Source organism: Rhizobium sp. P1_B8 (genome assembly GCF_056406515.1).
Window position 1 is genome coordinate 23,770 of sequence record NZ_JBFTZZ010000035.1, and the last position, 20,136, is coordinate 43,905.

Here is a 20,136-nt window from a genome sequence, read left to right on the forward strand (position 1 = left end):
GGCATTTGCCAGAAGGCGGGTGGTTTCGATGACAGACGGTCCGGCATTGCGCGCTGTCGGCGCAAACAGCCTGCTACGCGAGGAATGGTTCCTGGGCGTCAGCGTCGCAACGAGCTTGGCGTTTCTTGTTTTCCAGGAGCAGCTCTTCGGGCAGCTTTCCGATCCGCTTTGGTTCACTGTCGTTTTCGCGTGGCTGTTCGCTGCCGTCCTCGGCTCCGCTCTGTCGGTTGTCCGGCACGCGGATCATTTGGCTGAGCGGCTGAAGGAACCCTACGGCACGCTCATTCTGACGCTTGCCATCACCTCGATCGAGGTGATGGCAATATCAGCCGTCATGCTTCACGGCGAGAACAATCCCACGCTTGCGCGCGACACCCTGTTCGCCGTCGTCATGATCATCCTGAACGGCATGGTCGGTCTGTCCTTGCTGCTGGGCGCATGGCGGCGACCGGAACAGCAACATAATCTGCAGGGCGCCAACGCCTATCTCGGGGTCATCGTACCGCTGGCGACCCTGAGCCTGGTGATGCCGACATTTCTTGCAGGCCCGGACGGACAGCATCCATCCGCACCGAGACAACTGATACTGGGTATAATATCGGTCGGCCTTTACGCTACGTTTCTGTTTCTTCAGGCCGGCCGCCATCGGGACTATTTCACTGACGACAGCAACCGTCACGAGCCCATCAGCGAACGTGTCCCTCGCCACGGACCGGTCTGGCCTCATGCCATTCTGCTTTTCGCCTATATGGCTCCCGTCGTCTTTCTCGTCGAACAGCTTGCCCTGCCGATCGATTACATTATCGAAACCCTGCATGCTCCAACCGCACTTGGCGGTGTTGTCATGGCCATCCTGGTCGCTACGCCTGAGGCAATCAGCGCCGTGCGTGCGTCCATCGCCAATAATCTTCAGCGTTCCGTCAATATCTTCCTTGGTTCGGTGCTGTCGACGATCGGGCTGACGGTGCCGGCGATGCTTGTTGTCAGTCAGCTTTATGGACACCCCGTGACACTCGGCCTGGAGCATGGAGATCTGGTGATGCTCCTGCTCACTCTTGCCGTCAGCATCATCACCTTTGCCAGCGGCCGCACGCATCTCATGCAAGGCGCTGTCCATCTGGTGCTTTTCCTGGCTTACGTGCTGCTCATTTTCCAGCAATGAACCCCGCCCGATGGCGGCCGCGCGAGGGCAGGCAATTAAAGATTCCCGCGCTTGGTCTGTCTTCCGCTATGATGACGGGAGCTATTGTACAGCTTGCAAGATGGCTGCACGACTTACGTGGCGATACGGAGACCGGACTTGGGCTCACTATTGGTTGGCGGGCTTGTATTTCTATGTCTGTCGATGGCGACGTCGATAGGATTGATCGTGCGTGCCCGCTTGCCCAATCACCATCTCAATGCGGAATCCAAGGACGTCATCAGGCTGGCAACCGCAGTGGTGGGAACGCTGTCGGCCCTGGCGCTCGGCCTGCTGATCGCATCCGCCAAGTCGACCTACGACAACGCCGAAGTGGAGATGAGAACGGCGGCCGCGCGGGTACTGCTGCTTGACCGCGTCATGGYGCAATACGGGCCGGAAACCGACAAGGCGCGGCAATTGCTGCGTGAACTCATCGAGAAACGACTGAGCCGCGGCTGGACGGCCGAAACCACCGACGAGCCATCCGCCAAAGCGCTGGGAGAATATCAGGATATAGAGTCGGTTCAGGCCGACCTTCGATCCCTGGCGCCGAAGGATGCGGCGCAGCGCTCTCTCCAGGCGCGTGCTCTGGAGGTGAGCGGCATGGTAGCCGAAACCCACTGGCTGCTGGTCGAATCCGGTAAGGAGGGTTTGCCCTGGGCCTTCCTTACCGTTCTCGTCTGTTGGCTCGCGCTGCTTTTCGCGACCTTCGGGCTGCAGGCACCGGTCAATCCGACGGTGCTGTCAATTCTGCTTGTTTGCGCCCTGTCCGTTGCGGGCGCGATTTTCCTGATTTCGGATATGGCCAATCCCTATGTCGGGCTGGTCCATGTTTCGGATGCACCTTTGCAGTCTGCCATCGAACGCCTCGGGAAACCCTAGAGCCACGTCATGGCGTCCGTCGAGAGTGAGCTTCGACACAGTTTAATTGTGCGCCAGCCGCTATTGCAATTTGCAGCAATGCCGCGACATAATATCGCATGCCCGGAACTTTTCGGAGAGGGGTCGTCTCCGCCGAGGCACGCATGAAGACTGGGGCTCGTAAACATCGGGGCGGCGGCAATGCGTGTGAGATTGTATCAGGGTCTGCACCTGTCCGTGGTGCTTGCCGGCATGGCAATTCTCGTGGGCTGCGAAGAAAGCGGCAACACCTACGTTCCCCCTCCGCCACCTCCGGTTCGCGTCGCTCAGCCGCTCCAGCAACCGGTAACGCTCTATTTCGAACTCACCGGCAATACCGCGCCGCTCAATGCTGTCGATATCGAGGCGCGCGTCCAGGGCTATATCCAATCGATCGACTACCAGGACGGCATGACGGTGATGAAGGGCACCAAGCTCTTCGGCATCGAGCGCGACACCTATCAGGCGCAACTGGATCAGGCGAAGGCGTCACTCGCCTCGCAACAGGCTTCCCAAGTCGGCGCCAAGCAGGAGTATGACCGCCAGCTCAATCTGTCGAAGCAACAGGTCACCACGCAGACCGCCGTCGACAGCGCCAAGGCAACGCTCGACGAGGCGAATGCGTCCATCCTCAATGCCCAGGCCAATCTCGATCTCGCGACGATCAATCTCGGATATACGGAAGTGCTTGCCCCGTTCGACGGCACCGTCACCGATCACCTCGTCGATATCGGCGCGCTTGTCGGCGTATCCGGTCCCACCAAACTCGCCAGCATCGTGCAGACGGATCCGCTTTATGCCTATTTCAACGTCAGCGAAACTCAGGTGCTGATGATCAAGGAAAGCCTGGCGAAGCAGGGTCATACCTTCAAGCAGACGGACCTTCCAAGCATTCCTGCGGAGATCGGCCTGCAGACGGAACAAGGTTATCCGCACAAGGGCCATCTCGACTACGTCTCGCCGCAACTCGATGCCTCCACAGGCACGCTTCAAGTGCGCGCGCTGTTCGACAACAAGGACCGCGCCATGCTGCCCGGTCTCTTCGTGCGGGTTCGGGTGCCGGTCGGCCATAACGACAAGGCTCTGCTGGTGCGCGACGACGCCATCGGAACGAACCAGTTGGGCAGCTACCTGCTTGTCCTCGGCAAGGACGACGTCATCGAGCAGAAGCAGGTCAAGACCGGCCAGCGTGAAGGTGCGCTCCGCGTCATCGACTCCGGTCTCGATCCGGCCGACTGGGTCGTGACCCAAGGTATCCAGCAGGCCATCCCCGGCAGCAAGGTCACGCCCGAGAAAATAGAAATGAACCCGCCGGCAGCTGCCGCCGGCGATGCCAAAGCCAAGACCACCACGCAATGAATTCGCCACCATGGTTCATCTGAACGTCTAAGGACAACAGCATGATCTCGCGCTTCTTCATCGAGCGACCGATACTCGCCAACGTTCTGGCGTTGGTTTTCGTGCTCATCGGCGCGGTGGCCCTTTTCCAACTGCCTGTGGCGCAATATCCGAATGTCGTCCCGCCGACGGTACAGGTGACGACACGCTTTCCGGGCGCCAACGCCCAAACCCTCGTTGACACCGTCGCGCTGCCGATCGAGCAACAGGTCAACGGCGTGCAGGACATGCTCTACATGCAGTCGACGAGCGCCAGCGACGGCACTTATTCGCTGACCGTGACCTTTGCCATCGGAACGGATCCGGACCAGGCCCAGGTTCTGGTGCAAAACCGCGTTGCCATAGCGATGTCATCGCTTCCCGAAGCGGTGCAGCTTCAGGGCGTGACGACGCAAAAGAAATCGACGGCGATCCTCGGCTTCGTCACCCTGACCTCGCCCGATAGCCGCTATGACAGCCTGTTCCTGTCGAACTATGCCGTCATCAACCTGCAGAATGAACTTGCCCGCCTGCCGGGTGTCGGCAACGTTACCGTGTTCGGCGCCGGCCAGTATGCCATGCGAATCTGGATGGATCCGAACCTGCTGCAGGCGCGCGGCCTGACACCGCAGGATGTCGTCAGCGTCGTGCAGCAGCAAAGCCAGGAGGTCGCTGCCGGCCAGATCGGCATTCCGCCGGTGCCGAAAGGGCAGGTCTTCCAATACACGCTGAACGTCAATGGCCGGCTGAACGAGGCGGCAGACTACGAAAACATCATCGTCAAGGTCGAAAGCGGACAGGGCGGCCGCGTTACCCGCATCCGCGATATCGGCCGCGTCGAACTCGGCGCCCAAACCTACAGCCAGTCCTTCATGCAGAACGGTCGACCGGCGGCCGGTATCGGCATTTTTCAGCTGCCGGAGGCGAATGCCATCGCGGTGGCCCAGGCGGTGAACACGAAAATGCAGGAGCTCTCGAAGAGCTTCCCGCAGGGCCTCGAATATCACCTGCCGTTCGACACGACGAAATTCGTCGAGGCCTCTATCAACGAGGTTTACGTCACCTTGATCGAGGCGGGTGTTCTCGTTCTCATCGTCATTCTCGTCTTCCTGCAGGATTGGCGGGCGATGCTCGTGCCGGCAACCACCGTTCCGGTTACCATCATCGGCGCCTTCGCGGCCATGGCGGCATTGGGCTTCACCGTCAACCTGTCGACGCTGTTTGCCATCGTTCTCGCCATCGGCATCGTCGTCGATGATGCCATCGTCATCGTCGAAGGGGTTGCCCGGCACATCGAGGCGGGCATGTCCGGCCGACAGGCGGCCGAAAAGGCGATGGAGGAACTGCTCGGCCCGGTCATCGGCATTACGCTGGTGCTGATGGCCGTTTTCATTCCGGCCGCCTTCCTGCCCGGCCTGACCGGGCAGCTCTATCGGCAGTTCGCCCTCGTCATCGCCGCCACGGCGCTGATCAGTGCGATCAATGCCGTCACCCTGAAACCGACGCAATGCGCGCTTTGGCTGCGACCTCCAGTCCCACCAGAGAGACGCAACGTCTTCTATCGCGGCTTCAACAGGGTCTATAACAGGGGTGAACGCAGCTATGCCGGGCTGATCGGATCGATGACCCGCCACAGCGGTATCATGGTCATAGCAGCATTTGCGCTGATCGGGGTCGCCGTCTGGGGGCTCGCCCGCCTACCGACTGCGTTTCTGCCCATCGAGGATCAAGGCTATGTGCTGATCAGCGCACAGTTGCCCGACGGCGCCTCGAAAGAGCGCACCGACGCGGTGATGGAAGAGGTCGGCAAGATCGCCGAAGCCACACCGGGCGTCGATCAGGTGCTGACCATCAGCGGCATTTCCGTTCTCGATAACAATGCCAGCCTGCAGAATGCCGGCGTTGCCTATGTCGTGCTGAAAGATTGGGACGAGCGCGGCAAGCAGAAGGGGCAGGATCTGCTGTCGATCTACCAGCATCTGAATAGCGCGCTGCAAAGTTTGCTGGCCGCCAAGACGCTGGTGGTCGTCCCGCCTCCGATCCAGGGCGTCGGCAATGCCAGCGGCTTTACCATGCAGGTCGAAATCAGGAACGGCATTTCCGACTACCCGCTGCTGCAATCGCTTGCCGATACGATCGTCAAGAACGGCAGTGCCCAATCGTCGCTGCAAAGGCTGAGCACGCCTTTTCGCTCGAACGTGCCGCAACTCGCCGTTTCCGTCGATCGCATCAAGGCGGAGACGCTGGGAATTACGGTGGGGCAGGTCTTCTCCGCTCTCTCCGGCTATGTCGGATCGAGCTATGTGACCCAGTTCAACAAATTTGGCCGCACCTTCCAGGTCTATGCGCAAGCCGCTTCCGATTTCAGGGTCAGCGCCGAAGACATCCGCAATCTGAAGGTCAAAGCCGGTGACGGGACGATGGTGCCACTCGGCACGGTCGTCGATGTCTCGACGACGCAAGGCCCGTCTCTGATCAGCCTCTACAATCTCTACCCCACAGCAACCATCGTTGGCGGGCCTGCCGCCGGCTTCAGTTCCGGCCAGTCGCTCGACGTCATGGAGCAGATTGCCGATCGCACACTGCCGCCGGGCACAGGTTTCGAGTGGACGGCGCTGTCCTATCAGGAGAAGGCCGTGGGTGGGCAGATCTATTTCATCTTCGCGCTCGCCATGCTCCTCGTCTATTTCGTGCTCGCCGGCCAGTATGAAAGCTGGATCTTGCCTTTCGCCGTCATTCTCGCCGTGCCGCTCGCCCTCCTCGGCACGGTGGCAGCACTCACGGCAGCCGGCGTTGCCAACAATCTCTATACGCAGATCGGCCTTATTCTGCTGATCGCGCTTGCATCGAAGAATGCCATCCTGATCGTCGAATATGCGCGGGAAAAGCGGGCGGAAGGCATGGAAATCCTGGACGCGGCCGTCGAGGCCGCCCGCCTGCGCTTCCGGCCAATTCTGATGACCTCCTTCGCCTTTATCCTCGGCGTCCTGCCGCTGGTGCTGGCGACCGGCGCCGGCGCATCGGCCCGCAAGTCAATCGGCATATCGGTCTTCAGCGGCATGATCGCCTCGACTTGCCTCGCTGTGCTCTTCGTACCGTCCTTTTACGTCGTGCTGCAGCGCCTCGAAGAATATTGGAAAGGCCGCGCAAAGGCCGCAGGCGTCGCAGAGGCAGAGATGCCGAAGGTTCAGTAAGGGGGCTGCTGCAACAACCTGTTGCGCGATCACCTGCGGTTTCGCGCCGGGGCAGGTTGTTGGCGGCACTTCACAGTGCGAGTTTCGAACAAGCGCTATAATCCCGAGGTCAGGACCCTGTGGCAGGCAGGCGACACACGTTGCAGATTGTCCCGCAGGCAAGCGATACCCCGCCCTCCACCCAAAGGCACCATGCGGCACAGGGCCTGGAAATCCGATCCGCAGGTTTCGCGCAGGATCATCAGTTCCTCGCGTGGCGAGAAGGCCGGCATCATGGCCCGAGGAGCAGGCGTGGTCGCAACCGTCGCAGCAGCACCGCCGGTGGCTGGGCTTGATCCGGCTGATCCTCCCCCAGTTGATCCTCCTAAGGCCGCAACGGCTTGTTGGCACGGCGCCGATAGAGCGGCATTGTGCTGTTGCAAGCAGCTGAGTGCCTCCGTGCCGCCCGGTGTGACGCCCGAGCATTGCGTCATGAAATCGCGTTGGCAGGCCGATTTGACGGCATTGCGCTGCGCCTGCGTCGGCTGATGTGCCGCTGCRCCCGTCGCCGGCGCTGGGGTGGTCGACCCAGTGGTCGCGGGCGCAGCCGGAGCCGGCTCCGCGGATGTCGACTTGGGTTTGCTCACCGCCGACACCGCCTTCCGGCAGCCAGCCGACAGTGTGGCATCATGCTGTTGCAGACAAGTGAGCGCCTCGATGCCGCCTGGCGTCACCCCTGAACATTGCGCTATGAAATCGGATCGGCATTCCGCCCTGATCGCATTGCGCTGCTCTTCAGTCGGCGCCTGCGCGGATGCGACGCCAGCTGAGAACACCGCTACACAGAGCGCGGTCAATCCCAAGACAGCAAACCAAAGACGACGCCTTCCATGCGGAGCCGTCTGTAAAGAAGGTGCCCATTGCCGCATTTATTCCTCCCCCTATAAATCCCTGATCTACTTCATGAAATCGAACGCCTGGTGAATAGGATAATAAACGCCCGCCATTCGGTGGGACGTTGCTTGCCGTTGCGAAAATATTAAAACGCCGGCTCCACGTATATTAGAATATTGCTATTTTAGCAACGATCGTGCGCCTGAAAACTGATCAAGGGAAACGTATCACTCATCAGCTTTCTGATCGGAAACCATGCATATCAAAGCAAGTTAACAGGCTCTGCGAATACGTGCTGCCGTCATGCCGCAGCCTCGTATCCTCTTGAAGCCGGGCTCTCGCGGCCTTCAAGCCGAAAGCGTGCAATCATGTCGGTAAGTGCAAGCGCCTCGGACGATAGCTGTTGGGTGGCAGCATTCGTCTCTTCCACCATCGCCGCATTTTGCTGCGTCATACGATCAATATCGTTCACCGACGCGTTGATCGAATGAAGTGTCGTTGCCTGTTCGCGGCTTGACGAGGCGATGAGTTCAATATGGCCGACGATGTGGACGATCTCGCTGGAAATCTCCGTCAGCGCATCGCCCGTGCGGCCGACGAATTCGGAGCCGGACGCAACCTCTCGAACGGAATTATTGATGAGCTCGCCGATTTCCTTGGCTGCGCGAGCCGATCGCTGCGCCAGCTCCCGCACCTCCTGCGCCACGACAGCAAAGCCCTTGCCGGCCTCACCGGCTCTCGCCGCTTCGACTCCCGCGTTCAGGGCCAAGAGATTGGTCTGGAAAGCGATGGAGTCGATGGCGCTGACAATCTGAACGATCTTGCCCGACGCGTCCTCAATCCGTCCCATGGCCGAAACCGCGTCTTGGACCACTGAAGCCGAGGCGTCGGCGCCCTGTTTGGCGCGTTGGACAAGCGCAAGCGCTGCTGCTGCCCGTCCTGAAGAGGTGTTGACGGCGGAAGAAATCTCCTCCACTGCCGCTGCGGTTTCTTCAAGTGCAGCCGCCTGCTTTTCCGTTCGACTGGCCAGGTCATCAACGGCTTCCGCCATCTGTCGGCCATTGTCGCTAATGAGGGAAGACGTCTCGCGGATATCGCAGAGCGTCTCCCTGAGACCCGCCACCGACATGTTGAAATCGATACGGATCCGGTCGAGTTCGGCGGCAAAGGGCGTATCGATCGAAAAATTCAACTCCCCGCGCGACAGCCGTGTGAGTCCGTCTGCAAGCGCCTCAATTGCGGCGTCAACCTGGGCCTTGGCGCTACGTCGCTCGAGTTCGTTGTGGGCGCGCTCAGATTCCGCATCACTACGCGCGATCTCGGCCTGTTGTTCCATTTCGACATTCGACAGCGCATTTTGTTTGAAGACGGAGAGCGCACGGGCCATTTCCCCGATTTCGTCGCCCCGCGCCTCGCCGGTGATTGTGGTATCGAGCCTTCCCTCTGCGATCTTGCGCATCGCTGCGGTAATCTGGGTGATCGGTCCCTTCAGGGTGACGACCAGCGCGGCACCTGCGGTCATAGCAATCAGGATGCCAATGACAATCGCGCCGCCGGATATCCTATTGGCCTGTTGACGATCCTGGCCAGCATTTTGCCTCTGCGTCTCGGCGAATTGAGCAAGCAGGTTCCAGGTGTTGTCGATCTGCCCCGCAGCGCTGTCGAACTCAGCCAGCTTGCGCATCGCGCCTTCGGAGAGCGCTGCCGCGTTCGCCGCAAGCAGATCGAGGACGGGTTGAGCCTTCTTCGGAATTTCGGCAAAGACCGGATCGTCGTTCACCACGCCGGCGAGACGGCCGAGCTCGGTCTGATACATGTAGATCGACTGCTGGACTTTCTTCACTCGCGCGTCATCTGGATTGCCGGCGAGTTCGGCGAAGCCGACGCGGATCTCGTTATTGCTGTTAACGATGGCGCGCAGTTCGTTGCCGACATTCGTCGCTTGAGAGGTATCCTTGTCCGACGCGGCAAGCGCAAGCACGGAGGTCCGCATCAGATCGTCGCCAATCGTCTTGAGACTGTCGCCAGTTGCAGCAAGATTGGCGACGGCGGTATCCGTTGCTGGGACATCCAAAGTGTCAGGCGACACCTTCGAAGCGTTGGCGATGGCATCCACAGCAGCGGTATACTGCGCGGCGAGGGCTTCGGTCGCTACAGCAGGCGAAAGCTGCTCCTTTGCCTTTTGCAAATCGGGCGCATATTTGGCTAGCAGGCTTACTTTGTCAGCCGGCGTCGTCGCGTTCGTATAGTCATTGCGAAGTTTTGTCGCGACACTGGCGGCGGCGCTGATGGAGACGGAATTGCTCAGGCCGCTCTTGTTGGCATTTTCCATCTTTTTCGCACTGGCCATCAGCATGAACGAGCGCTTGCCAACCTGCCCTTGCAGGTCAAGTAGTGCAGCGGAAGCAGCGTCCACATCACTGAGAATTTTCTGCTGTCCCGTTTCGATTTGCCAGATCGCTTCGATCTTTTGCGGGATGATTTGCGACTGATCAAGCGCCCGGTCAAGAAGCCCCACATCGGTCGTCGGCCTTAGCCTCTCGATCGTCTGCTTCAGGTTTGCCAGTTGCTCTCGGGCGTCCGCAAGCGCGGTATCACGAGCTTCCTGCGACGGTTTCATCAGAAAGCCGGTCATGCTGGAAGAAACATGTTTGAACCCGTTCAGGGACTGCAAGACATGGTTGGAGATCTCCATCCGTCCCTCGAGCAGGCTGGACGCGTAGTACCCCGTCAGTCCCACTGCGCATAGACTAATGACGAATGGTGCCAAAAGTACGAGCACCTTCGTCTGAATGCGAACCCGCGACATCAAGCCATTTACCACGAATGCACCCTCACCACCGATTGCAGCTAAGCTGTCATTCTTTGCTTAAGAACCGATAAATGGGTTGATCCGAGGACCATGCACGCTTCGCCTATCGGGGAGAAGGGCGTGGTTCAGACACTCGAACAAGCATGTAAGCAGATCGGGTATTCATCATAAGCGGCCCCTGCTGAGGAACTTCTGGAAACGCAAAAAGCCCTCCTTGTCGTCTGCGCTGAACAGGCAATGCACCCGCTCTACGAGGACGTAGTTGGTATCGATTATCTCTTATCAAGAGCCAAGGGGCTTATTCGCCCATCTATGGCTGGCTGCACGCTCCGCGTATGTCTGTTGATGCGCGACCTCGCCGTGGAGGCGATCCTCATTGCCGATTCATCGCCGACGACGTCACAGGAAGTGTGAGCAGGCCGCCGGTTGAGGGAGTATATTGGTCAGATTATCCCGCAGATCTTCACTTTACGGCCTTCTCATAGACGTTCGGTTTTGGCGCTGCCCAACGACTAAGAGGCCATTCCTACTTTTAACTCGAGCTTGCCAAAAGGGATGCCATGGACACGCGACAAATTCCCTTCAAGGTGACCGCCGTTCGCTTCGTACGAGCGGTCAGGGTCTTCATGACATCGGAGGTCGGCAGCAAAGCTGGCTTGATGTTTGCCGGGCTCGTGGCGCTCTTGTTCGCGCTCAGCAGCTTGAACGTCGTCAACAGTTACGTCGGCCGTAACTTCATGACCGCGATCGCCAATCGCGAAACGCCCGAATTCATCCGGCAGGCAATATTCTATATCGGGGTCTTTGCGGCATTCACCATCGTCGCGGTCGTCTCCCGGTTCATTGAGGAACGCCTTGCGCTGCTCTGGCGGGAATTCCTCACCCGGCGGGCCATCAATCTCTATCTCGCCGACAGGGCTTATTATCAGCTGGATGTATCGGGACAGCTTAGCCACCCCGACCAGCGGATCACTGAGGACATGCGTGTATTCACGGTCACTACGCTGTCCTTCGTCCTGATGGTACTCAACAGCAGCCTCACAATCATAGCCTTTTCCGGTGTGCTGTGGTCGATAAGTCCCCTGCTGTTTGTGGTGGCCGTTCTGTATGCCGCTTGCGGGTCGTACCTGACGATCGCGCTTGGGCGACCGCTCATCAAACTCAACTACGATCAACTCGACAAAGAGGCCAGCTTCCGCTCCGACCTAATTCAAGTTCGAGAAAACGCAGAATCCATTGTGCTGGCGCATTGCGAAGAACAGCAGAGCTTTCGTCTACTGCAGCGACTCGAGGATGCGGTCACCAATTTTCGCAAAGTCACCGCGATCAATCGCAACGTGGGATTCTTCACCACGGGTTACAACTGGCTGATCCAAATCATTCCCGCCTTAATCATTGCTCCTGCCTACATGAGAGGGGACATCGACTTCGGCGTGATCACCCAGTCCGGCGCAGCTTTCGCAATGCTGGTGGGAGCTTTTTCGCTGATCATAACCCAGTTCCAGTCCATCTCGACGTTCGCTGCGGTCGTGGCGCGGCTTAGCTCGCTGATGGAGGCTATAGAACAGGTACGAGCACCCGCAGGATCAGGTATCGCGATTGTCGAAGAAAAAGGGCGTCTGGCCTATGAGACGTTGACTCTGCTGTCATCGGCGAGCGAAGTTCCTTTCGTCAAAGACTTGTCGGTTTCGATCCCCATCGGGATGCGTGTCTTGATCACGGGGCCGGCTCAAGCTGCACGCGTCGCGCTGTTTAGAGCGACAGCCGGCATTTCCTTCAAGGGCTCCGGGCGCATCATCCGCCCAGGTCCCGACGATATACTCTTTCTCCCTCAGCGGCCTTATCTGCCGACAAGCACGCTGCACCAGATTCTCGTACGCAACGTACGCTCGAGCAAAATCCCGGACGACCGCATCATCCAGCTCCTGCACGAGCTCAATCTCGAACGGGTGCTAGCACAGGCGGGCGGGCTACATGCCGAGAAGGATTGGGAAATGTTGCTTTCGCTGCAGGAGCAGCAACTCCTCGCACTCGTCAATATTCTTCTCGCGGCCCCGCAGTTCGTCTTCCTGGATCGAATCGACACGACGCTCGGTCTCGAACAATTTCCCAGGATCCTGCAGATACTTTCTGAAAATTCGATCACCTGCATCAACAACGCGGAAACTGACGTCCTGCGCGATTGCCACGATGCGGTGTTGGAATGCGGTGAGGATGGCAGCTGGACATGGACGGTGAACCGCGCCTGAGACAGGGCGCGGCAACGCCGTTAATTTGGTTGTCGTACACCCGCAACAGGTTTAATTTAGCAAATCCTCGTTGCCCTCTTTGGGGGAAGGTCGTGCGGAGATGCTAGTCAAAGATGTGATGACCACGAAGCTTGTCGGTGTATCACCGGATAACAGCGTTCGGCGAGCCGCCGAAATCATGCTCGCAAATCAGGTTAGTGGCGTCCCGGTCATCGACGATGCGGGTCGCCTGATCGGGATACTCAGTGAAGGTGATCTGCTGCGGAGAACGGAGTTAGGAGGGGCAGCCGCCGCCGAGCTCGGAACGTTTGCCCTTACCGCCGAAGAGAAAGCCACGGCTTACGTCAAGAGCAACGCGTGGAAAGTTGCCGACGTCATGAGCCGCGACCCGGTCGTCGTAGGCGAGGACACGTCTTTGGGCCAGGTCTCAGCCTTGATGCAGAAACACCGGATAAAACGTATTCCCGTGATGAGAGATGGCGTGCCGATTGGCATCATCAGTCGTGCAGATCTGCTGAAGGCGATCGTTGCTGCCGATCGTGATGAAACCGCACCAGGTGACGAGGCCATCCGTCGCAGCATTGCGATACGCCTCAGCGAAAATTCAAGTCTTCTAGGAAAAGACATGGCCGTAACGGTTACTGACGGTGTGGCCCACCTGTGGGGAAGCATCGACACGGAGGAATGCAAGAAGGCAGCGCGCGTCGCTGCCGAAAGTGTCAGGGGCGTGACGCGAGTGGTTGAACACTTCTCCGGCGATCGTCCGTGAGAGTCAGCGGGCTCTTTGCCATCGGCTTCGGATTAAACCTCAGACACCTTCGAATTTGACTGTGCTTCAGACGCGTTTCGTGAGAGTATTAGCTCTTACGCATAGACAGCCTGGCACGAAGCCGTTTTTGACGGCAGGGCGATACATAGGAGCTGGAGGCATTGGTGATGGACCGCCGCAACGGCGTGCCAGCGCCTTAGGCTGATTGAAACGGGCACCATATCGCATATTCGGTCGATAACGATCGCGGGGCAGACTATGCCTCGCGCTTAGCATTCCTTCCGCCAAGCATCGCACCGCCCTCTTCAATCGCTGGCATTTAAAAACTCGACGATTTCTCGCCTTGGAAGATCTTACCGTAGCAATCTGGGCTCAGAGGAGGAGATACCATGGTTTCGCTCAAGACGACTGGAGACGCAAAGGTCGCCATACACAAGAAGATAACAACGGGCGGCCCCCTTTCGAAAAAAGAATTACAGTCGATGGACGCCTATTGGCGGGCATCGAACTATCTGTCGGTGGGTCAGATCTATCTTCTCGACAATCCGCTGCTGAAAAAACCATTGAAACGCGAGCATATAAAGCCACGGCTGCTTGGCCATTGGGGCACGTCGCCGGGCTTGAACATGCTTTACGTGCACCTCAACCGCGTGATCAAACGCGATGATCTTGAAATGATCTACGTCATCGGACCCGGACATGGCGGACCGTCGCTGGTTGCACACGCCTATCTCGAAGGCACCTACAGCGAAGTCTATCCCAATATCGGCCAAGACGACGAAGGCATGAAGAAGCTGTTCAAGCAGTTCAGCTTCCCCGGCGGCATCCCCAGCCATGTTGCGCCGGAAACCCCCGGCAGCATCCACGAGGGCGGCGAGCTGGGCTATGCCCTTAGCCACGCCTACGGGGCGGCGTTCGACAACCCGGATCTGATTGTCGCTTGCGTTGTCGGCGACGGGGAAGCCGAAACGGGGCCGCTTGCGACGGGATGGCACGGCAACAAGTTCCTCAATCCGGCTCGCGACGGCTGCGTGCTGCCGATCCTGCACCTGAACGGCTACAAGATCGCCAACCCGTGCTTCCTGGCCCGCATTCCCCGTGAAGAGCTAAGGAAATTCTTCGAAGGCATGGGTTACACGCCATATTTCGTCGAAGGCAGTGACCCAGAAAGCGTGCACCAGCAATTGGCCGGCGTGCTCGACACTGCAGTGACGGATATCCAGGAAATATGGGCAGCAGCCCGCACCAAGGGCAACGTGAAACGTCCGATGTGGCCGATGATCGTTTTCCGCACGCCGAAAGGCTGGACCTGCCCCCCCGAGATCGACGGTAAGAAGTGCGAGGACTACTGGCGGGCGCACCAGGTGCCGATGGGCGACATGGACAAGTTGGAGCACATCCAAATTCTGCAGGAATGGATGAAGAGCTACCGCCCAGAGGAACTGTTTGACGACAATGGCCGCTTCAAGCCAGACCTGGCGGCGCTGGCCCCCGTGGGGCATCGTCGGATGAGCGACAATCCGCATGCCAATGGTGGATTGCTGTTGCGGGACCTGAAGATGCCCGACTTCCGCGACTACGCAGTCTCCGTTCCAAGGCCCGGGCAAACCCATACCGAGGCGGCGCGGGTGATGGGTAAGTTTCTCCGTGATATCATGAAGATGAACATGGACAGCAAGAACTTCCGGCTGTTCAGCCCCGATGAGAACAACTCCAATCGCTGGCAGGACGTATTGGAGGTCACCGACCGCTGCTACATGGCGGAGATCTATCCGGAAGATGATCATCTGTCGCCCGATGGCAGAGTGATGGAGGTGCTCAGCGAGCATCAATGCCAAGGTTGGCTGGAAGGTTACCTGCTGACCGGCCGGCATGGCTTCTTTTCCTGCTATGAAGCTTTCATCCATATCATCGACTCGATGTTCAACCAGCACGCCAAATGGCTGAAGGTGTGCAACGACATTCCATGGCGGCGATCGGTCGCCTCGCTTAACTACTTCCTGAGTTCCCACGTCTGGCGGCAAGACCACAATGGCTTTAGCCATCAGGACCCGGGGTTCATCGATCACGTGGTCAACAAGAAGGCGGAGGTTGTCCGGGTCTATCTGCCGCCGGACGCCAATACATTGCTCTCGGTGACGGATCACTGCTTGCGCAGCCGCAACTACGTCAACGTCGTTGTCGCAGGCAAGCAGCCCGCCCCGCAGTGGCTCACGATGGATCAGGCCATCAAGCATTGCAGCGAGGGTCTCGGCATTTGGGAATGGGCAAGCAACGACAAGGGAAGTGAGCCAGACGTCGTGATGGCATGTTGTGGCGATGTTCCAACAGTTGAGACGCTGGCGGCAGTCGAGCTGATCCGGGAGCACCTGCCGGAACTGAAAGTCCGCGTCATCAACGTGGTGAACCTGATGAAACTTCAACCGCCATCCGAGCATCCACACGGGCTGCCGGATCGCGATTTCGATGCACTGTTCACCAAGAACAAGCCGATCATCTTCGCCTTCCACGGCTATCCGTGGCTCATTCACCGGCTCACCTACCGCCGTACCAATCACGGCAATCTACACGTCCGCGGCTACAAGGAAGAAGGAACGACGACGACGCCGTTCGACATGGTGGTCCTGAATGAGATGGACCGTTTCCATCTGGTCGAGGACGTCATCGACCGGCTGCCGCAACTCGGTGCGCGCGCTGCCTATTTCAAACAGGCAATTCGCGAGAAGCTGATCGAACACAGGCAATACATCGAGAAATACGGCGACGACATGCCAGCAATCAGCGGCTGGAAATGGGGCTCGAAAGGCCAGCCGGGAAGGTCCCAAAGAACCTCGACCGAAGGGGATAATGCTTGAGCGGCGGCGTCCAATCGAACGGAGGTTCCAGTGGCAACGAGCACGTCCGACGCAGCACGACATGACAATATCGCGGAGCCGGCGAATCCCGGCTCCGCGGTCGCCTTGCTTTCCAACGATCGGTATAGTGTGCTGGTCACGGCCGCCGGGGCCGGTTACGGAATGTGGCAAGGCCTTGACATTACCCGGTGGCGCGAGGACAGCATCCGCGATTGCTGGGGCCAATTTTGTTATATCAGGGATCTGACGGACAACGATCTCTGGTCCATCGGAAAGCAGCCAATATTTCGCCCTTTAAATGTCTACAAGCACGCCTTTCACGGAGACAGGGCCGAATTTGTCTGTCACGCCGGTGACATTGAAATCGTCTCGAAGATCTGTGTCGCGTCCGATGTGGACGCGGAGGTGCGTGTGCTCATGATCATGAATCATGGTACACGGGAACGAACCCTCGAACTGACAAGCTATGCCGAGGTCTGCCTGATCAATCGTCGCGCGGATATGGCGCATCCGGGTTTTGCCAAGCTATTTATAGAAACCCGGTTTGACGAGGCGACAGGCGCTCTGTTTGCCCGCCGCAGGCCACGTGCTGCCGGGGAGAAAGCCACTTGGGCAGTTCACGTTTCCTCATCGAACGTGCCGTCTGCCGAAGCGGCCGAATATGAAACCGATCGGCTGAGATTTCTTGGCCGAGGCCGGACGATAACCAACCCCTCGGTATTCGACGTGGGCGCATCGCTCTCCGGAACAACCGGCCCTGTCCTCGACCCGATTTTCTGTCTGCGGCGAACGGTTCGTCTGGCGCCAGGCGCCGACGCGCGCGTCGCCTTCGTCACAGGAGCGGCAGACGATCAGTCGGCCGTGCAGCGCATCGCCGAGAGATACGCCAAGTTCGACGCGGTCGAACGAGCTTTCTCCGATGCGTCAAGGAAATACGAAAGCGAGCTCCGGACACTGAACCTGAAGCCCGACGATATCTCGCTGTTCAATCGGCTGGCCGGGAGCGTCGCATTTGCGAACCAGGCCATGCGGCAGGCGCCTGTTATCCCGAGAGATCGATGGGATCAAGCGGCTCTCTGGGCTCAAGGTATCTCCGGCGACCTCCCGATCGTGCTGGTCCGCGCGGATGGCGATGGGGATCATGCGCTCGTTCGCCAAGTGACGATGGGCCATGATTTCGCTCGACGGAGGGGCTTGAGATTTGACCTGATCCTGCTTGACGGGGGCGGTGCAGAAAGCGCCAAGCGGCTGGCCGAAAAGCTGCAATCAGGCCCGCAAGCGGACATGATCGGCAAACCCGGCGGAATCTTTATCCTTTCCGAGCCCGGTACCGAAAGCGACCACCTGGCTACCATCGCCGCGGCGGCGCGCATCGTCCTGCTGGGAACCGGCGGTGAACTCAGCGATCAACTCAACCGGCCCTTCCCGGCCACGTCACCTCTTTCGCCCACCATCACCACTGGGCTGAGCGAGCAACCCACAGCCCCTCCGCCTAAACCAGCCGAGGATTTGCAATACTGGAATGGGTTCGGCGGCTTCACAGCCGATGGACAGGAGTATGTGGTGCACGTGAGCGCGCTCAAACCCCAAGCCGCCGCCCTGCCGCCGGCGCCTTGGAGCAACGTGATCGCAAACCCGCATTTTGGCTGTCTGACGACTGAAGCCGGTCTCGGCTACACATGGTCGGAGAATAGCCAGATGAACCGGCTAACACCGTGGTCGAACGACCCGGTTACGGATGCGCCGGGCGAAGTCCTCTATTTGCGGGATGAGGAAACCGGAGATATCTGGACGCCGACACCCCTGCCCATCGGTCCTGGTGCGGCGGTGACCGTTCGTCACGGCCAAGGCTACAGCCGTTATATCGGTCACTGCCGTCACCTCGATCAAGAGCTGACGGTCTCCGTTTCACTCAACGATCCGGTCAAGATCATTCGTCTCAGGCTTACTAACAATGATGTTCGGGCTCGGCACGTCACCGCAACCTATTTCGCTGAGTGGGTACTTGGGACCCACCGCGAAGACGCGGCGACGCGGATTGTCTGCACGCGGGATACGCGGTCGGGCGCCATCGTCGCCAGAAACCCCTGGGGCGGAGCCTTTGCCGGGAAGCTGGCTTTCGCAGCCGCCAGTCAGCCGGCGCGCTCGGCGACATCTGACCGCGCGGAGTTTCTTGGCAACTATGGTTCCGTATTTCAGCCAGCGGCTATGCTGCGAACCAATCTTGCAGAACGGTTCGGTCCATTGCTGGATCCCTGCGCTGCGCTGATGGTGGATATCTCCTTGTCACCCGGCGAAAGCAGAGAAATCGTCTTTGTCTTGGGAGAGACTACCGACCTCGATGAAGTCCGCAGGCTGGTCCACGAGCATGCCGACTCCGAGCGTGCGGTCAGTAACCTGTCGGCTGTTGTCCGCCAGTGGGACTATATTCTAAACTCGATCCAGGTGACCACGCCCGATGTCGGGATGAACTTGATGATGAACCGCTGGTTGCTGTACCAGGTTCTGGCGTGCCGTGTCTGGGCGCGTACATCCAATTATCAGTCCGGAGGCGCTTACGGCTTCAGGGATCAGCTCCAGGACGTGATGGCTCTGGTCTACAGCGCTCCGAGCGAGGCCCGCTCCCAGATCCTGCGATCGGCAGCACGGCAATTTGAGGAGGGGGACGTCCAGCACTGGTGGCATCCTCCATCCGGTATCGGCGTGCGTACCCGGATCACCGATGACCTCTATTTCTTGCCTCTGGTCGTTCACCACTACGTGTCCACGACGGGCGACGTTCAACTGCTTGATGAGATGGTTCCCTTCATCACGTCGCCGGTGTTGAAAGAAGACCAGGAGGAAGACTTCAACCAGCCGGCGACCAGCGAACAGTCCGGCTCCATCTACGAGCATTGCATCCGTGCGCTGGAGCATGGCTATCGATTGGGCAGCCACGACCTTCCTCTCATGGGAACCGGTGACTGGAACGACGGCATGAACAAGGTCGGCGCCGAAGGCAAGGGAGAGAGCGTCTGGAACGGCTGGTTCTTCCTCACGGTCCTGAAATCATTTGCCGAGATTTCAGTGTCGCGTGGAGATCAAAGCAGAGCCGCCTGGTGCCGCGAGCGAGTCGAGGCGCTGCGCACAGCCCTTGAGGCCAACGCCTGGGACGGTGGTTGGTATCGCCGGGCCTATTTTGACGATGGCACGCCGCTCGGGTCGGACCTGAACGACGAATGCCAGATCGACGCCATCCCGCAGGCCTGGGCCGTCATTTCGGGCGAAGCCGATGCTGGACGAGCTTCAAACGCGATGCGTGCGGTCCACGACCGGCTGGTCCTCCAAGAGGACAAGCTGATCAAACTCTTCGACCCGCCTTTTGACGAAGGCTTGCTACAGCCCGGCTACATCAAGGGCTATGTCCCCGGCATCCGTGAAAATGGCGGCCAATACACGCATGCGGCAACCTGGGTTGTCTGGGCGACCGCTTTGCAAGGCGACGGCGATCTCACCTTAAAGCTTTGGAACCTGATCAATCCGATTTGTCATGGCGCCACGCGAGATCAAGTCGAACGCTACAAGGTGGAACCATATGCGGTCAGCGCCGATATCTATGGCGCGCCGCCACACACTGGGCGCGGTGGATGGACCTGGTACACCGGATCGGCCAGCTGGTTCTACCGCGTAGCGCTCGAGGCGATCCTCGGCTTTCGCCAGCAAGGGCCGTTTCTGCGGTTCGAGCCTTGCGTTCCGGCAGGCTGGCCGGCCTATGAGATCGCATACCGATATGGATCAGCGACCTACCGCATCCGTTTCGACAACGCGAAGGGCATCGGCCGAGGCGTGCACTCCGTCACCCTGGACGGTGAACCAGTCGCGAACGAAGCCGTCTCGCTTGTGGATGACGGACGCATGCATAACGTCCACATCATAGTTGGTTAG

Annotated in this window: 10 protein-coding genes; 8 read left to right on the forward strand and 2 right to left on the reverse strand. The window is 59.1% G+C overall.

All coding sequences use genetic code 11. From position 1 onward, the window contains the following. The first annotated feature begins 28 nt into the window (after window positions 1-28). The 4 genes from AC1D2N_RS30450 to AC1D2N_RS30465 all read left to right on the forward strand — a co-directional run bounded on the left by AC1D2N_RS30450 (window position 29) and on the right by AC1D2N_RS30465 (window position 6,654). Entirely contained in the window at window positions 29-1,162 is a 1,134-nt protein-coding gene (locus AC1D2N_RS30450; RefSeq protein WP_047623019.1) for a calcium:cation antiporter, read from the forward strand. A gap of 138 nt (window positions 1,163-1,300) precedes the next feature. Then, window positions 1,301-2,065: a bestrophin-like domain gene (locus tag AC1D2N_RS30455; RefSeq protein WP_477982590.1), complete on the forward strand. Its 765-nt coding sequence runs from the start codon at window positions 1,301-1,303 to the stop codon at window positions 2,063-2,065. 180 nt (window positions 2,066-2,245) lie between these two features. After that, window positions 2,246-3,442 carry an efflux RND transporter periplasmic adaptor subunit gene (locus AC1D2N_RS30460; protein WP_047623021.1) on the forward strand — a complete coding sequence of 399 codons (1,197 nt, stop codon included), beginning with the start codon at window positions 2,246-2,248 and terminating at the stop codon, window positions 3,440-3,442. A gap of 41 nt (window positions 3,443-3,483) precedes the next feature. Then, window positions 3,484-6,654, forward strand: a complete 3,171-nt coding sequence (locus AC1D2N_RS30465) for an efflux RND transporter permease subunit (protein ID WP_047623022.1) — start codon at window positions 3,484-3,486, stop codon at window positions 6,652-6,654. A gap of 95 nt (window positions 6,655-6,749) precedes the next feature. Here AC1D2N_RS30465 and AC1D2N_RS30470 read toward each other — a convergent pair whose 3' ends face one another. Both AC1D2N_RS30470 and AC1D2N_RS30475 read right to left on the reverse strand, forming a co-directional pair. Beyond that, on the reverse strand, window positions 6,750-7,562 hold the full coding sequence (locus AC1D2N_RS30470; protein ID WP_130653116.1) for a hypothetical protein: 813 nt from the start codon (window positions 7,560-7,562) through the stop codon (window positions 6,750-6,752). Between the two features lie 266 nt (window positions 7,563-7,828). Then, window positions 7,829-10,351, reverse strand: a complete 2,523-nt coding sequence (locus tag AC1D2N_RS30475; RefSeq protein WP_130653117.1) for a methyl-accepting chemotaxis protein — start codon at window positions 10,349-10,351, stop codon at window positions 7,829-7,831. Between the two features lie 548 nt (window positions 10,352-10,899). Here AC1D2N_RS30475 and AC1D2N_RS30480 point away from each other — a divergent pair. The 4 genes from AC1D2N_RS30480 to AC1D2N_RS30495 all read left to right on the forward strand — a co-directional run bounded on the left by AC1D2N_RS30480 (window position 10,900) and on the right by AC1D2N_RS30495 (window position 20,136). Then, complete coding sequence (locus AC1D2N_RS30480; protein WP_130653118.1) at window positions 10,900-12,588, forward strand: ABC transporter ATP-binding protein/permease; 1,689 nt, start codon at window positions 10,900-10,902, stop codon at window positions 12,586-12,588. Window positions 12,589-12,688: 100 nt separating this feature from the next. After that, window positions 12,689-13,357, forward strand: a complete 669-nt coding sequence (locus AC1D2N_RS30485) for a CBS domain-containing protein (protein WP_130653119.1) — start codon at window positions 12,689-12,691, stop codon at window positions 13,355-13,357. A gap of 389 nt (window positions 13,358-13,746) precedes the next feature. Then, the gene (locus AC1D2N_RS30490; RefSeq protein WP_130653120.1) at window positions 13,747-16,212 is read left to right on the forward strand and encodes a phosphoketolase family protein; all 2,466 of its coding nucleotides are present in this window, start codon (window positions 13,747-13,749) and stop codon (window positions 16,210-16,212) included. 30 nt (window positions 16,213-16,242) lie between these two features. Next, window positions 16,243-20,136 (forward strand): GH36-type glycosyl hydrolase domain-containing protein, encoded by a 3,894-nt coding sequence (locus AC1D2N_RS30495; RefSeq protein ID WP_130653121.1) that lies wholly within the window; start codon window positions 16,243-16,245, stop codon window positions 20,134-20,136.

Bases quoted from the DNA above. Each gene is read 5' to 3' on its own strand.
- AC1D2N_RS30450 (WP_047623019.1), top strand. From the start codon at position 29: ATGACAGACGGTCCGGCATTGCGCGCTGTCGGCGCAAACAGCCTGCTA.
- AC1D2N_RS30480 (WP_130653118.1), top strand. From the start codon at position 10,900: ATGGACACGCGACAAATTCCCTTCAAGGTGACCGCCGTTCGCTTCGTA.
- AC1D2N_RS30485 (WP_130653119.1), top strand. From the start codon at position 12,689: ATGCTAGTCAAAGATGTGATGACCACGAAGCTTGTCGGTGTATCACCG.
- AC1D2N_RS30490 (WP_130653120.1), top strand. From the start codon at position 13,747: ATGGTTTCGCTCAAGACGACTGGAGACGCAAAGGTCGCCATACACAAG.
- AC1D2N_RS30465 (WP_047623022.1), top strand. From the start codon at position 3,484: ATGATCTCGCGCTTCTTCATCGAGCGACCGATACTCGCCAACGTTCTG.
- AC1D2N_RS30460 (WP_047623021.1), top strand. From the start codon at position 2,246: ATGCGTGTGAGATTGTATCAGGGTCTGCACCTGTCCGTGGTGCTTGCC.